This is a genomic window from Streptomyces sp. R818 (genome assembly GCF_056172735.1).
In genome coordinates this window covers 1241839-1255225 of the sequence record NZ_JAOCNE010000003.1, presented here as the reverse complement: position 1 = coordinate 1255225, position 13387 = coordinate 1241839, and the positions used below count along the sequence as shown (strand labels likewise).

13 protein-coding genes and 2 pseudogenes are annotated in these 13387 nt (G+C 70.2%); 12 read left to right on the top strand and 3 right to left on the bottom strand.

Annotated features, from left to right (window positions below):
• The first annotated feature begins 2 nt into the window (after positions 1 to 2).
• From N5I75_RS10875 to N5I75_RS10820, 12 genes and pseudogenes are all read left to right on the top strand, one after another.
• Positions 3 to 1238, top strand: coding sequence for a PucR-like N-terminal domain-containing protein (locus N5I75_RS10875; RefSeq protein WP_476676498.1), 1236 nt, complete (start codon positions 3 to 5; stop codon positions 1236 to 1238).
• 92 nt (positions 1239 to 1330) lie between these two features.
• Positions 1331 to 2104 carry an IclR family transcriptional regulator gene (locus N5I75_RS10870; RefSeq protein ID WP_476676497.1) on the top strand — a complete coding sequence of 258 codons (774 nt, stop codon included), beginning with the start codon at positions 1331 to 1333 and terminating at the stop codon, positions 2102 to 2104.
• Positions 2101 to 2958, top strand: a complete 858-nt coding sequence (locus N5I75_RS10865) for an SMP-30/gluconolactonase/LRE family protein (RefSeq protein WP_476676496.1) — start codon at positions 2101 to 2103, stop codon at positions 2956 to 2958. Before N5I75_RS10870 ends, N5I75_RS10865 begins: the two co-directional genes overlap by 4 nt.
• Positions 2959 to 3176: 218 nt before the next feature.
• Complete coding sequence (locus tag N5I75_RS10860; RefSeq protein ID WP_476676495.1) at positions 3177 to 4526, top strand: extracellular solute-binding protein; 1350 nt, start codon at positions 3177 to 3179, stop codon at positions 4524 to 4526.
• Positions 4523 to 5470, top strand: a complete 948-nt coding sequence (locus tag N5I75_RS10855) for a carbohydrate ABC transporter permease (RefSeq protein WP_476676494.1) — start codon at positions 4523 to 4525, stop codon at positions 5468 to 5470. Before N5I75_RS10860 ends, N5I75_RS10855 begins: the two co-directional genes overlap by 4 nt.
• A complete protein-coding gene (locus tag N5I75_RS10850) occupies positions 5467 to 6318 on the top strand; it encodes a carbohydrate ABC transporter permease (RefSeq protein WP_476676493.1) in 852 nt (283 codons plus the stop codon). The genes N5I75_RS10855 and N5I75_RS10850 overlap by 4 nt, the downstream gene beginning before the upstream one ends.
• Positions 6319 to 6350: 32 nt before the next feature.
• Entirely contained in the window at positions 6351 to 7856 is a 1506-nt protein-coding gene (arfA, locus tag N5I75_RS10845; RefSeq protein WP_476676492.1) for an arabinosylfuranosidase ArfA, read from the top strand.
• A gap of 116 nt (positions 7857 to 7972) precedes the next feature.
• Positions 7973 to 8829: pseudogene (locus tag N5I75_RS10840) on the top strand (helix-turn-helix domain-containing protein).
• Entirely contained in the window at positions 8826 to 9029 is a 204-nt protein-coding gene (locus N5I75_RS10835) for a DUF397 domain-containing protein (RefSeq protein ID WP_476676491.1), read from the top strand. The pseudogene N5I75_RS10840 and the gene N5I75_RS10835 overlap by 4 nt, the downstream one beginning before the upstream one ends.
• Positions 9026 to 9226, top strand: a complete 201-nt coding sequence (locus tag N5I75_RS10830; protein ID WP_476676490.1) for a DUF397 domain-containing protein — start codon at positions 9026 to 9028, stop codon at positions 9224 to 9226. The genes N5I75_RS10835 and N5I75_RS10830 overlap by 4 nt, the downstream gene beginning before the upstream one ends.
• Positions 9227 to 9307: 81 nt before the next feature.
• Positions 9308 to 10219 carry a sulfite exporter TauE/SafE family protein gene (locus N5I75_RS10825; RefSeq protein ID WP_476676489.1) on the top strand — a complete coding sequence of 304 codons (912 nt, stop codon included), beginning with the start codon at positions 9308 to 9310 and terminating at the stop codon, positions 10217 to 10219.
• Positions 10216 to 10683: an RrF2 family transcriptional regulator gene (locus N5I75_RS10820; protein WP_476676488.1), complete on the top strand. Its 468-nt coding sequence runs from the start codon at positions 10216 to 10218 to the stop codon at positions 10681 to 10683. Before N5I75_RS10825 ends, N5I75_RS10820 begins: the two co-directional genes overlap by 4 nt.
• A gap of 6 nt (positions 10684 to 10689) precedes the next feature.
• On the opposite strand, the gene N5I75_RS10815 is transcribed toward N5I75_RS10820, so the two are convergent.
• From N5I75_RS10815 to N5I75_RS10805, 3 genes and pseudogenes are all read right to left on the bottom strand, one after another.
• Entirely contained in the window at positions 10690 to 11889 is a 1200-nt protein-coding gene (locus N5I75_RS10815; protein WP_476676487.1) for a pyridoxal phosphate-dependent aminotransferase, read from the bottom strand.
• 78 nt (positions 11890 to 11967) lie between these two features.
• Positions 11968 to 13116, bottom strand: a complete 1149-nt coding sequence (locus N5I75_RS10810; protein ID WP_476676486.1) for an aldose epimerase family protein — start codon at positions 13114 to 13116, stop codon at positions 11968 to 11970.
• 67 nt (positions 13117 to 13183) lie between these two features.
• Positions 13184 to 13387: pseudogene (locus N5I75_RS10805) on the bottom strand (sugar ABC transporter permease); the annotation flags it as partial.

Genomic DNA, 13387 nt, shown 5'->3' with positions numbered 1-13387 from the left:
CCGTGCCCGCCACGACCCGCTCCGCCTGGTGCGACGTACCGCGCCTCCAGGTCAAGCAGTTCGCCGCGCTCGCCCTGGAGGAGGCGCCCCGGCTCGCCCAGGACATCTTCGACGAGATCCGCCGCGAGTTCCCGCACCTGCCGCTCGTCCACGACACCTCCGGCGAACCCCTCGCCCTGGTCGGCATCCGCCGCGCCATCGAGGGCTTTGTGCGCCGCCTGCCGGACGTCTCCGCCTCCGACACCGGACCGGCGCCGGACGGCCGGCCCCCGCGCGTCTTCCAGGAGTTCGGGCGCGGACAGAGCCTGCACGGCCGCAGCCTCGACTCCCTCCAGGCCATGTACCGGCTCGGCGTGAAACTCGCCTGGCGCCGCCTCGCCGACCTCGGCACCCGCCTGCGCATCCCGCCCCCGGCCATGTACGAACTCGCCGAAGCGGGCTACGAGTACCTCGACGGCCTCGTCGACCAGTCGGTCCGCGGCTACGCCGAGGCCGCCGCGAGGCAGGCCGGAGAACGTCTCCGCCTGGAGCGCAAGCTCATGGACCTGATGCTCGAAGGGCGGACCGCGGCGCCGCCCGACCCCGTCAAGGCGCTCACCGAACGCGCCGCCCGCATCGGCTGGCCGGTGCCCGAGCGCGTCGCCGTCGGCGTCCTCGTGCGCCCCGCGCGCGACGCCGTCGCCCCGGCCGTCGGCCCCGACGTCCTGCTCGACATGGAGACCGAGCGGCCCCGGCTCGTCGTCCCCGACCCCGACGCGGCAGGCCGCCCCGACCTGCTGCGCCGCGCGCTCGCCGGGTGGAGCGGCGCGATCGGACCGCCCGTCGCCCCGCCCGCCGCCGCGAAGTCGCTGCGCTGGGCCGAGTCGGCGGTGGCCCTGATGGAGCGCGGGCTGCTCCCCGGCGAGGAGGTCCTGCACTGCACCGAGCACACCCAGGCCCTCGTCCTGCTCCAGCCCGAGGAGCTGGTCGACGACCTGACCCGGCGCGCCCTCGCCCCGCTCACCCAGTGCGGGCCGACACACGCGCGGCGCCTCGCCGAGACGCTGCTCGCCTGGCTGGAGACGCGCGGCGGCGCCCCGGAGGTCGCCGCCCGCCTGGGCGTCCACCCGCAGACGGTCCGCTACCGCCTGCGCCAGATCCGCGAACTGTGGGGCGCCGAGGTCGACGACCCGGACCGCCGCTTCGAACTGGAACTGGTCCTTCGGGCCCGCCGCCTGCGCGGTGAACTGGGGGCCTAGTTCCTCCCTTGCCCGCTCAACCCCGCTGTGCGTAGCCTATGTTCGTGATACCGACCGACTGTTGAAATGTCGAACATGGGAGGGGGCCGGTCGTGGGACGTCTCGTACCCGCCGTGACGCGGGCTCTGGACATTCTGGAGCTCTTCCTGGACGGGGACGGCACGCTGTCCGCCCCCGACATCGTCCGCAAGCTACAGCTGCCGCGCACCACGGTCCATGAGCTGGTGACCACGCTCGCCGCCCGCTCCTACATCGTGCAGGTCCCCGGCCAGCCGGGCCGCTACCGCCTCGGCGTCCGCCCCTACCAGCTCGGCAGCCGGTACGCGGAACAGCTCGACCTCGCCGCCGAGGGCCAGCAGGTCGCCCGCAGCGTCGCCGAGACCTGCGACGAGACGGTGCACGTCGCGATCCTGGAGGGCACCGACGTCATCTACATCGCCAAGGTCGACTCCACGCACGCCGTGCGCATGGTCTCCGCCGCGGGCCGCCGCCTGCCCGCGCACTGCACCTCGGTCGGCAAGATGCTCCTCGCGTCCCTGCCCGAGACCGAGCTGGCGGCCCGCATCCCGGCCGGCGCCGAGCTGCTCGCCATGACGGAGAACAGCATCACGGACCCGGCCGCGCTCCACGCCCACCTGGCCGACATCCGCCGCCGCGGCATCGCCGTGGAGTCCCGCGAGTCGAACACCGACGTGTCGTGCGTCGCCGCCCCGGTCCGCGACCGCACCAACCGGGTCGTCGCCGCGCTCTCCATCTCCGTACCGATGATCCGCTGGAGCGACGACCGCCTGGACGAGCTGACGCAGCTCGCGGCGAAGGGCGCCGCCGATCTGTCGGAGCGGCTCGGGCACCGGGGGACGATGTGAGCGCCGCCGAGACCCCGGTCGAGGTGGCCGTACGCGAGTCGGCACAGCTCGGCGAGGGCCCGACCTGGGACGCGGAGGGCGACCGCCTGATCTGGGTGGACATACTCGGCTCGCGCGTCCACACCTACGAGCCGGACAGCGGACGCCGTACGGTCATGGCGACGGAGCAGCACGTGGGCGCGGCGAAACCGCGCGCGGGCGGTGGCCTGGTGGTCAACCTCCGTGACGGGGTGGGTACTTACGCACCGGACGGCTCCTTCGCATGGCTGCACCGCGAGCCGGTCGCGGGCCGCCGCGGCAACGACGCGGCCGTCGCCCCCGACGGCGCGCTCTGGGCGGGCTCGATGGCGTACGACGAGACGCCCGGCGCGGGCAACCTGATCCGCGTCGCCCCGGACGGCACGACGGTGACCACGGTCCTCGACGACGTCACGGTCTCCAACGGCACCGGCTGGAGCCCGGACGGCAGCCGCATGTACTACGTCGACACGCCGACGCGCCGCATCGACGTCCTCGACGTGGACGGTGAACGGGTCACCGGCCGCCGGGAGCTGGCCACGATCGAGGAGGGCGCGGGCTTCCCCGACGGCCTGACCGTGGACGCGGAGGGCTGCATCTGGGTGGCCCTCTGGGACGGCGCGGCCCTGCGCCGCTACACGCCGTCCGGCGCCCTGGACCGTGTCGTGCCCCTGCCGATCCAGCGCCCGACGGCGTGCGCGTTCGGGGGTGGCGACTTGAGGGACCTGTACGTGACGACGGCGAGGGTGGGCCTGAAGGCTCCGTCCCCCTTGGCGGGCTCCCTGCTGGCCCTCCCGGGAGCAGGCCAGGGCCTCCCGCAGCCCCCCTTCGGATAGCCCCGCCGGGGGCGCGGGGAACTGCGCGACCAGCCACAGACAAGCCGCACTCGCGACGATCCCGCAAGGGGCACCCGCGAGGGCGGCTTTTCCCATGGGCCGCGCGAATTCCAGCGCGACCCATTGACGTCGAAGCGCTTCGCTTCTACGGTCCCGTTCGAAGTTACGAGCAGCAGCCGAAATTTCGAACGAGCCATCCTCGACAGTGAGGGCAGGGCATGGGACGACCTGGCCTGAACCGCAGGCAACTCCTCGCCGGACTGGGCGGGTTGACCGTAGCCGGAAGCTTCGGCTTCGCGGCGCTCGGAACCGGCGCCGACGCACTCGCCTCCGGCGCCGACACCCGGGTCCGCTACTGGAACCTCTTCAGCGGCGGCGACGGCTACAACATGATCGCGATGCTGGACGCCTTCCGCGCCGCCAGCCCCGGCATCGACGTCAAGGACTCCACGCTCCAGTGGGGCAGCCCCTTCTACACCAAGCTCGCCATGGCGGCGGCCGGCAACCGCGCCCCTGACCTCGGTGTCATGCACCTGGGCCGGGTCACGGGCTTCTCCCCGGGCCGCCTCCTCGACCCCTGGGACGTGGGCCTCCTCGCCAAGTACGGCGTGCGGGAACGGGACTTCAACCCCGCGCTGTGGAAGCGCGCCGTGATCGACGGCAAGCTCTACGCCCTGCCCCTCGACATCCACGTACAGCTCAGCTTCTACCGCAAGGACGTGCTGAAGAGGGCGGACCTGCTCGGCGACGACGGCCGGATCGTGCCGGTGACGTCGACGGACGAGTGGTTCGCGGTGCTGAAGAAGGCGAAGAAGGCGACGAAGAAGGGGCTGCAGACCCTCGGCCTGCACGCGAACGACCTGAATTTCATGTGGTGGTTCTTCGTGGCGTTCTACACGCAGCTCGGCGGCACCTACTTCGACGCGGCGAACACCGAGGTCACGTTCGACACCGACAAGGCGACCCAGGTCCTGGAGTTCCTGCGGCAGCACGTCACCGACGGGTACGCGATCGCGGGCGCGGCCGACGGCGAACAGTTCATCAACGGGGCGCCCTTCACCTGGGAGGGCAACTGGTCGGTCCCGGTCTTCGACGGCGCGAAACTCGACTACGGGGCGACCCCGCTGCCACCCGTCTTCGGCAAGCGGGCCACACACGCGGAGTCGCACGCGTTCGTGCTGCCGCACCAGGCGGGCCGGGGCGGCGCGGCCAACGAGGCCGCCCACCAGCTGGCCGCGTACGTCGTCCAGCACGCCCGGCAATGGGCGGCGGGCGGCCACATCCCGGCCCACACACCCACCCTGTCGACGGCCGCGTACCGGAGGCTCGCCCCGCAGAACGAGTACGTGTCGGCCATGAACCACCAGGCCACCGAGCCGAAGGTGTGGTTCGCGGGCTCCACCGGCATCCTCGCCCAGCGCGTCGGCCCGATCGTCGTCTCCTCGACGATGGGCTCGGCGAAGCCGGAGGCCGCCGCCCGCCGCATGAAGAGCACCCTCGCCCAGCTCCTCGACATGAAGAACCCCATGGACGGCAGGACCGCCGCGCAGGGAGGTGCGGCCGCATGACGACGACCAGCGCCGAGACCGTCATCGCCCCACCCCGCGCGCGCAGCGCGACCGCTCCGCGCGGGGCCGCCGTCCGCCGCAAGCAGGGCTTCCAGCACGGCGGCTGGTTCGTGGCCCCGTTCCTGATCCTGTTCGCGCTGTTCGTGATCTGGCCGCTGCTGCGCGGCGTCTACCTCAGCTTCACCGACGCCGACATCTCCGGCGACAACCCCGGCTTCGTCGGCCTGGACAACTACCGCGAGGCGTTGCGGGACCCCCTGATGTGGGACGCGCTCGGCCACAGCGCGCACTTCACCCTCCTCGTCGTGCCCTGCATCACCGTCATCGCCTTCCTCCTCGCGATGCTGGCGCACCACATCGAGCGCGGGAAGTGGCTGTGGAGGCTCTGCTTCTTCCTCCCGTTCCTCCTGCCGTCGACGGTCGCGGGCAACCTGTGGCAGTGGCTGTTCAACCCGGGCACGGGCATGATCAACTACGTCTTCGGCATCGAGACGCCCTGGCTGACCGACAAGGCGTACGCCATGCTCGCCGTCGTCATCACGACCCTGTGGTGGACGGTCGGCTTCAGCTTCCTGCTCTACCTCGCCGCGCTCCAGGGCATCCCGGCCCACCTCTACGAGGCCGCGAAGCTGGACGGCGCGAACGCCTGGCACCGCATGGTCCACATCACGCTGCCGATGCTCCGCAACATCACGGGCCTCGTCATCGCGCTCCAGATCCTCGCCTCGCTCCAGGTCTTCGACCAGGCCGTGGTGATGATGGACTTCGGCCCCGGACCGGAGGACTCGACCCGCACCTTCGTGCAGTACACGCTCGAACAGGGCTTCACCAGCTACCGCGTGGGCTACGCCTCCGCGATCTCCGTCATCTTCTTCGTGATCATCGCGGCCGTCGCCCTGGGGCGGATGTGGCTGCTGCGCAACCGTGAGGAGGGGGCGCGATGAGTACGGCCACCCGTGGTGTCCGTCGTGCGTGGACACCGAGCCAGATAGCCCTGACGCTGCTCGGGACGGCCGTCTCGGCGGTCTTCCTGGCGCCGCTGGCCTGGGCCCTGTTCACCTCGCTCAAGTCGGAGACCGAGGCGGTCGAGGTGCCGCCGCACTGGCTGCCGAAGGAGTGGACCGGCCAGGCGTGGAAGGCGCTCTTCGAGACCGGCAACATCACCAACTGGTTCGTGAACTCGCTGGTCGTCTCGGTGTGCGTCACGGCCGTGGTCCTGGTCGTCGCGGCCCTCGCGGGCTACGGCTTCGCCCGTACGGAGTTCCGGGGCAAGGGCGTCCTGATGGGCGTGGTGATGGCGGGCCTGATGATCTCCCCGGCGGTGCTCGGCGTCCCGCTGTTCACCACGGTCCAGCAGATGGGCATGGTCGACACCTACTGGGGGATGATCCTGCCCCAGTGCGCCCCGGCGGCCATGGTCTACATCCTCTACAAGTTCTTCCAGGGCATCCCGCGCGAACTGGAGGAAGCGGCGTTCATCGACGGCGCGGGCCGCTGGCGGATCTTCTTCACCATCGTCGTCCCGCTCGCCCGCCCCTCCCTCGCGGCGGTCGGCATCTTCACGTTCATCGCGTCGTGGAACAACTTCCTGTGGCCGTACATGGTCACCAACAACCCCGACCTCATGACCATGCCGAACGGCATCGCGACCGTCATGAACTCCTACGGCATCCAGTGGGCCCAGCTCATGGCCGGCGGCCTGATGGCGGGCCTGCCGCTGATCGTGGTCTTCGTCTTCTTCCAGCGGCAGATCGTGGCGGGAGTGGCGCACACGGGCCTCGCGGGCCAGTGACACGGACCGCGCACCTTACGGAAAGGGAACCATTGCACACGGCACGCTTCACACTCGACCCGGCGTTCAAGGTCGGCGAGGTCGACCCGCGCCTCTTCGGCTCGTTCGTCGAACACCTCGGCCGCTGCGTCTACACCGGCATCCACGAGCCGGACCACCCGACGGCGGACGAGGCGGGCCTGCGCGCGGACGTCCTCGACCTGGTCCGCGAACTGGGCGTGACGGCGATCCGCTACCCCGGCGGCAACTTCGTCTCGGGCTACAAGTGGGAGGACTCGGTGGGCCCGGTCGAGGACCGCCCCCGCCGCCTGGACCTGGCCTGGCGCACGACGGAGCCGAACCGCTTCGGGCTCTCCGAGTACATCGCGTTCCTGCGGAAGATCGGCCCGCAGGCGGAGCCGATGATGGCGGTGAACCTCGGCACGCGGGGCGTGGCGGAGGCGATAGAACTCCAGGAGTACGCGAACCACCCGCAGGGCACGGCCCTCTCCGACCTGCGCATCGCCCACGGCGACAAGGACCCCTTCGGCATCCGCCTCTGGTGCCTGGGCAACGAGATGGACGGCCCCTGGCAGACCGGCCACAAGACGGCGGAGGAATACGGCCGGCTGGCCGCCGAGACAGCACGCGCGATGCGCCAGATCGACAAGGACGTCGAGCTGGTCGCGTGCGGCAGCTCGGGCCAGTCGATGGAGACGTTCGCGGAGTGGGAGGCGACAGTCCTGGCCGAGACCTACGACCTGGTGGACGCGATCTCGCTCCACGCCTACTACGAGGAGCACGACGGCGACCGGGACTCGTTCCTCGCGTCGGCGGTCGACATGGAGTCGTTCATCGAGAACGTCGTGGCGACCTGCGACCACGTGGGCGCCCGCCTCAAATCCCCGAAGAGGATCAACCTCTCCTTCGACGAGTGGAACGTCTGGTACATGTCCCGCACCGAGGCCCAGGTCTCGGCCCTGGACTGGCCGGAGGCCCCGCGCCTCCTGGAGGACGTCTACTCGGTCACCGACGCGGTCGTCTTCGGCTCCCTCCTCATCGCCCTCCTCCGCCACGCGGACCGCGTCAAGGTCGCTTGCCTCGCGCAGCTGGTGAACGTCATCGCCCCGATCATGACCGAACCGGGTGGCCCGGCCTGGCGCCAGACGACGTTCTACCCCTTCGCCCAGGCCTCGAAGTACGGCCGCGGCGAGGTCCTGGACGTACGGGTCTCGGGCCCGACGTACGAAACTCAGCGCCACGGCACGGCGGACCTGCTGCACGCGACGGCGGTCCGCGCGGAGGACGGCACGGTGACGGTGTTCGCGGTGAACCGCAGCCAGACGGAGCCGCTGCCACTGGAAGTGGCGCTGCACGGCCTGGAGTTGTCGGAGGTGGCCGAACACTCGGTCCTGTCCGACGAGGACCCGGACGCCCGCAACACGCTGGACGACCCGGAGCGGGTGAAGCCGCACGCGGGAACGGGGACAGAGCTGGAGGACGGCACCCTGAAGGCATCCCTGGAACCACTGTCCTGGAATGTGATCCGGCTGGCGTGAGCAAATGCCCCGTATCGCGGTAATTGACTGGCACACGTTCGAATTTTTTCTTGCTGTCGCTGCACACCGTGCGCCGGTTGCGAAGGCCGGTCGTTAGCGGTGCGGAGGTGGTCTTCGTGATCGCTGAGCAGACAGGCGAGCCGGGCGACGGATCAGGTTGGGACGTCGAGCCGGACGACGAGGTCAAACCGGTGGTCGTCGCCGTCGGGCGGCAACTGCGGGCCTGGCGGAAGGTGGCCGGGCTGAGCGCGGGGCAGTTCGGGGCGCGGCTCGGGTACGGGGAAGGGCTCGTCCACAAGGTGGAGCAGGGCACGAGGATTCCCCGGCCCGAGTACCTGGACAAGGCCGACGAGGTGCTGGACGCGCGGGGCCGGATCGCGGCCATGAAGGTGGACCTGGAGGACGCCAGATATCCGAAGAAGGTCCGCGATCTGGCCAAGCTGGAGCGGGACTCGGTGGAGGTACTGGCGTACGGGGACCGGACGTTGCACGCGCTGTTGCAGACGGAGGAGTATGCGACGGCGCTGTTCGCGGTCCGGCGCCCCACACTCAAGCCGGAGGTGATCGAACGCGAGGTGGCCGCCCGAATCGCCCGGACATTCTCGACAGCGGAGTCTTTCCCGTCTTCAGCTTCGTGCAGGAAGAGGTGACGCTGCGCAGGCCACTCGGCGGGCGGGATGTCCACCGGCGCCAACTGCAACACCTGCTGCGGCTGGGCGCGCTGATGAACGTCGACATCCAGGTCATGCCGACCGACTGCGAAGTGCACCCCGGTCTCGACGGTGCCTTTCGCGTGCTGAAACAGCGCGGCGGTACGACACTTGGGCATGTGGAGGTGCAGTCCTTCCGGCAGTTGATCACGGACCCGGCGCAGGTCCAGTACCTCGAAATGCGCTATGGCATGATCCGGGCTCAAGCGCTCGCACCCCGCGAATCGCTGGCGTTCATCGAGAAGGTGCTGAACGAGACATGACGGACACCGAGACGTACACGTGGTTCAAGAGCAGCTACAGCGGCAGCGAGCCGGGTTCCGACTGTGTCGAGGTCGCTGTCGCCTACGAGTCGATGCTCGTACGGGACTCCAAGCGGGACGCCGGCCCATGGTTCGCAGTTGGCGGGTCGGCATGGGCCCAGTTCGTAAGCCACGTCACCCGGGTGCTGAACGAGGCATGACGGGCACGGGCGCGAACACGGGTGCGTGGTTCAAGAGCAGCTACAGCGGTAGCGAGGCCGGTTCTGACTGTGTCGAGGTCGCCGTCATCGGAGACGCGATGTGCGTACGGGACTCCAAGCGTCTGACCGAGCCGTATGTCGCCGTGGGCGGCCCGGCCTGGGCTCGATTCGTGCGGCACGTCACCCGCGACTGTTGAAGCCGCCCAGCCGCGTCCACCCACCGAGATTCGAACGTAATCCATATCAATCCCATAGGGAATGTATGCACAGTAGTGCGCATGGATTTCTCGTGGGCGATCGTCGTCGCCGGGGCGCTCGTCGGCCTCGCGGTCGGGCTGACCGGGATGGGCGGCGGCGCCCTGATGACGCCGATCATGGTCATGTTCTTCGGGGTCAATCCCACCGCCGCCATCGGCAGTGACCTCGCGACGTCCCTGTTCATGAAGCCGTTCGGCGCCGCCGTGCACCACAGGGCGGGGACGATCCGCTGGGACATCGTGCGGTGGCTGCTGCCGACGGCCGTGCCCGCCGCGTTCGGGGGCGCCCTGCTGCTCCAGGCGTTCGGGGACGGCGAGGAGCTTCAGGAGCGGGTGAAGTACGTCATCGGGGGCGCCCTGCTGCTCGCCGTGGTGGGGATGGTCGCCCGGATGTGGCTCGACCGGCGGCGCGGGCTCGGATCCGATGCCGCCGAGGACGCTGACGTGCGGGTCAGGCCGGTCGCCACCCTCCTGATCGGGCTTGTCGGCGGGGTCGTCGTCGGGATGACCTCGGTCGGCTCCGGGTCGCTGATCATCGTGATGCTGATGCTGGCGCATCCCCGGCTCAAGGCGAACCACCTGGTCGGGACTGATCTGTTGCAGGCCGTTCCGCTCGTCGGCGCCGCCGCCCTCGGGCATCTTCTCGTCGGCGACGTCTCCCTCGGTCTCGCCGGGACCCTGCTGATCGGTGCCATTCCGGGGGTCCTGTGCGGGGCCGTGCTCTCCACCCGGGTCGCGGGGCCCGCCCTGCGCTGGGCGCTGATCGTGCTGCTCACCGGGTCCGGCCTCGCCATGTGGGGACTCGAAGGGGTGCCGCTGGTGCTGGTCTGCCTCGGTGTCGCCGCCTTCGGCGTCGCCGTCACCTTGCGCACCCGGCGCCGCGAGGAGCCTGCCGTCACGAGCCCCGAACGGACCCCGACAATGACCCCATGAGGATTTCAGCCCGAGCCGACTACGCGGTGCGCGCATGCCTGGAACTCGCCGCCCGCACGAGCCCCGAGGGCGCCGAACCCGTCAAGGCCGAAGTGCTCTCCGACGCCCAGGACATCCCGCACAAGTTCCTGGAGGGAATCCTCAGCGACCTGCGCCGCGGCTCCATCGTCGTCAGCCGGCGCGGCGGCAACGGCGGCTATCTTCTCGCCCGGCCCGCCGACGCCATCACCGTCGCCGATGTCGTACGCGCCGTCGAAGGGCCCATTGTGTCGGTGCGCGGCGAGCGGCCGAACGCCCTCGCCTACACCGGGCCCGCCGAGCCGCTCCTGCCGCTCTGGGTCGCCCTGCGCGCCAACGTCCGCAAGATCCTGGAGGGCGTCACCCTCGACGACATCGCCCGCGACCGGCTCCCGGCCCCCGTACGGGAGCTGGCCGACGACCCCGCCGCCTGGCACAACCCCTGAGGCCCCTCAGTAACCCGCCGGCATCAGCCGGTCCACCGCCGCCGTCCCCGAACTGTAGGGCCGCGTCACACCCGAAGAAGCACCCGCCCCGAGCAGCGACTCAAGCCCCGCCACCAGCCGCTCCACGTCCGCCCGTGGCCGCACCACCAGGCGCAGGAAGCGGCTCGATGCGCCGATCTTGTTGCCGCACTCGCGGACCAGCACCCCGTGCCGGGCCAGGAGCTGATCGCGGAGCCACACCCCGTCGACCCCGTCGGGCAGACGCACGTACAGGAAGTTGCCCTGCGAGGGGTAGACGGTGAGGCCGGGGAGGCGGTCGAGCTGCCACCGCATGTCCTGGCGGTCGTGGCAGACCTGGCGGATGCTGGCCGCGTACTCCTGGCGGTGCTCGCGGAGCATGAACACCACCGTCTCCGCGAAGGAGTTGAGGTTCCACTTCGGGAGTGCCGCCCGTACGTGCCCCGCCAGGGCCGGGTTCGCGACCAGGTAGCCGAAGCGGATGCCGTGCAGGCCGAAGTTCTTGCCGAGGCTGCGCAGGACGATGACGTTCGGACGGAGTACGGCTTCCTGGACCACGCTCGGGTTCTGGCCGCCGCCGTCCGCGTCGGCGAAGTCCAGGAAGGACTCGTCGACGACGATCAGGTCCAGGTGGCGCAGTTCGTCGAGGAGGGTGAGCAGCGCGCGGCGGGGGAGCAGGCCGCCGTCCGGGTTGTTGGGGTTGCAGATCACGGCGGCCCGGGAGCCGCGGGCGTGGAGGAAGTCCGCGTACGCCGCCGGGTCCAGGGCGAAGCCGTCGCGCTCGGGCAGCGGGAACATGTCGACGCGTTTGCCCGTCTCCATCGGCTGGTCCGTCCACCGGCCGAAGGTGGGGACGGGGACGGCCAGGGACTCGCGGACCAGTAGGTGGTCGATCCAGGTGATGAGTTCCGTCGAACCGTTGCCCATGGCCACCGTGGCGGGGTTGAGGCCCAGGACCTGGCACAGCTCGGCGGTGATCGTGGCCGCGTCGCTCGGGTAGTACGTCAGGATCTCGTGCAGCCGCCCGCGCAGCGCGTCGAGCATCGCGGGGGTGGGGAAGTAGGGGTTGCAGGGGATGCAGAAGTCGGTCACGGGCCCGCCGGACGCCGCCCCGGCCCGCGTGAGCTGCCCGTACGACGGGGTGTGGGCGGTGGCGCCCTGGAACAGCGAGACGACGCTTCCACTCATCACATGACTCCGCCCGTATCCGCGACCATGGGAACCACGGATACGGATACGGGCGGGGCGGTGTTCAACCCGGGTGGCTCACGTGCCGAACGAGTGCACCGTCGTCGTCCGGTACGTCTCCCCGGGCCGCAGCACCGTCGACGGGAACTTGGGCTGGTTCGGGGAGTCCGGGAAGTGCTGGGTCTCCAGGCAGAGGCCGTCGCCCTGGCGGTAGGTGCGGCCCGACGGGCCGACGAGCGTGCCGTCGAGGAAGTTGCCGGAGTAGAACTGCACCCCGGGCTGGTCCGTGGCGATCTTCAGCGTGCGGCCCGAGCCCGGGTCGCGGAGCGTCGCGAAGTGCACCGGGCGGGCCGTGATGCCCTTGTCGAGGACCCAGTTGTGGTCGAAGCCCTTCGCTGTGACGAGCTGCGGGTGGGCGACGCGGATGTCGTCGCCGATCGCCTTCGCGCGACGGAAGTCGAACGGGGTGCCCGCCACCTTCGCCAGCTCACCGGTGGGGATGAGACCCGCGTCCGTGGGTGTGTAGCGCGACGCGGCGAGGGTCAGTTCGTGGTCGTAGATGCCTCCGCTGCCCTCTCCCGCGAGGTTGTAGTAGGTGTGGTTGGTGAGGTTGACGACGGTCGCCTTGTCCGTCGTCGCCCTGTAGTCGATGCGCCAGTCGCCGCGCGCGGTGAGCGTGTAGGTGACTGTCGTCTTGAGTGTGCCGGGGTAGCCCATCTCGCCGTCGATCGACGTGTAGTGCAGGTGCAGGCCGACGTCGGATCCCGACGTGAACGGCTCGACGTCCCAGACCCGTGTGTTGAAGCCCTTCGCGCCGCCGTGCAGTGAGTTCTCGCCGTCGTTCACCGACAGTTGGTACGTCTTGCCGTCCAGCGTGAAGCGGCCGTTCGCGATGCGGTTGCCGTACCGGCCGATGGTCGCGCCGAAGAACGTCGTCCCGGTGACGTAGCCCTCGATGTGGTCGTAGCCGAGGGAGACGTTCACGTACCGGCCCTTGCGGTCCGGCAGCTCCAGGGACTGCACGATGCCGCCGTAGGAGAGGACCTTCAGGCGGGTGGAGCCGTTCGACAGGGACCAGCGGTAGATCTTCGTACCGTCGGCGAGCCTGCCGAACAGCTCCTTCGTCGGTTTCCCGCGCGAGGCGGCCTGGGCCGTGCCCCCCAGGGTGGTGGCGGCGATGCCCGCGGCGGCGGTCGCCGCGAGCACCGTACGTCTGGTCGTGTCCATCTGACGCTCCTAATGCGGGGAGTGGTGCCTGATGACGTGCGACGTGCGTGTGGGGGGCGGAGAGTGCTCAGGAACCGGCGCGGCGCTTGTTCCACACGTCGAAGCCGACCGCGGCGAGCAGGGCGAGGCCCTTGATCACGGACTGCCAGTCGGAGCCGACACCGAGCAGGTTCATGCCGTTGTTCAGCACACCGAGGACGAGGCCGCCGATGATCGCGCCGAGGATGGTGCCGACACCGCCGCTCATGGAGGCGCCGCCGATGAAGGACGC

Bases quoted from the DNA above. Each gene is read 5' to 3' on its own strand.
- N5I75_RS10860 (WP_476676495.1), top strand. From the start codon at position 3,177: ATGGGACGACCTGGCCTGAACCGCAGGCAACTCCTCGCCGGACTGGGC.
- N5I75_RS10855 (WP_476676494.1), top strand. From the start codon at position 4,523: ATGACGACGACCAGCGCCGAGACCGTCATCGCCCCACCCCGCGCGCGC.
- N5I75_RS10850 (WP_476676493.1), top strand. From the start codon at position 5,467: ATGAGTACGGCCACCCGTGGTGTCCGTCGTGCGTGGACACCGAGCCAG.
- N5I75_RS10835 (WP_476676491.1), top strand. From the start codon at position 8,826: ATGACGGACACCGAGACGTACACGTGGTTCAAGAGCAGCTACAGCGGC.
- N5I75_RS10830 (WP_476676490.1), top strand. From the start codon at position 9,026: ATGACGGGCACGGGCGCGAACACGGGTGCGTGGTTCAAGAGCAGCTAC.
- N5I75_RS10825 (WP_476676489.1), top strand. From the start codon at position 9,308: ATGGATTTCTCGTGGGCGATCGTCGTCGCCGGGGCGCTCGTCGGCCTC.
- N5I75_RS10820 (WP_476676488.1), top strand. From the start codon at position 10,216: ATGAGGATTTCAGCCCGAGCCGACTACGCGGTGCGCGCATGCCTGGAA.
- N5I75_RS10815 (WP_476676487.1), bottom strand. From the start codon at position 11,889: ATGAGTGGAAGCGTCGTCTCGCTGTTCCAGGGCGCCACCGCCCACACC.
- N5I75_RS10810 (WP_476676486.1), bottom strand. From the start codon at position 13,116: ATGGACACGACCAGACGTACGGTGCTCGCGGCGACCGCCGCCGCGGGC.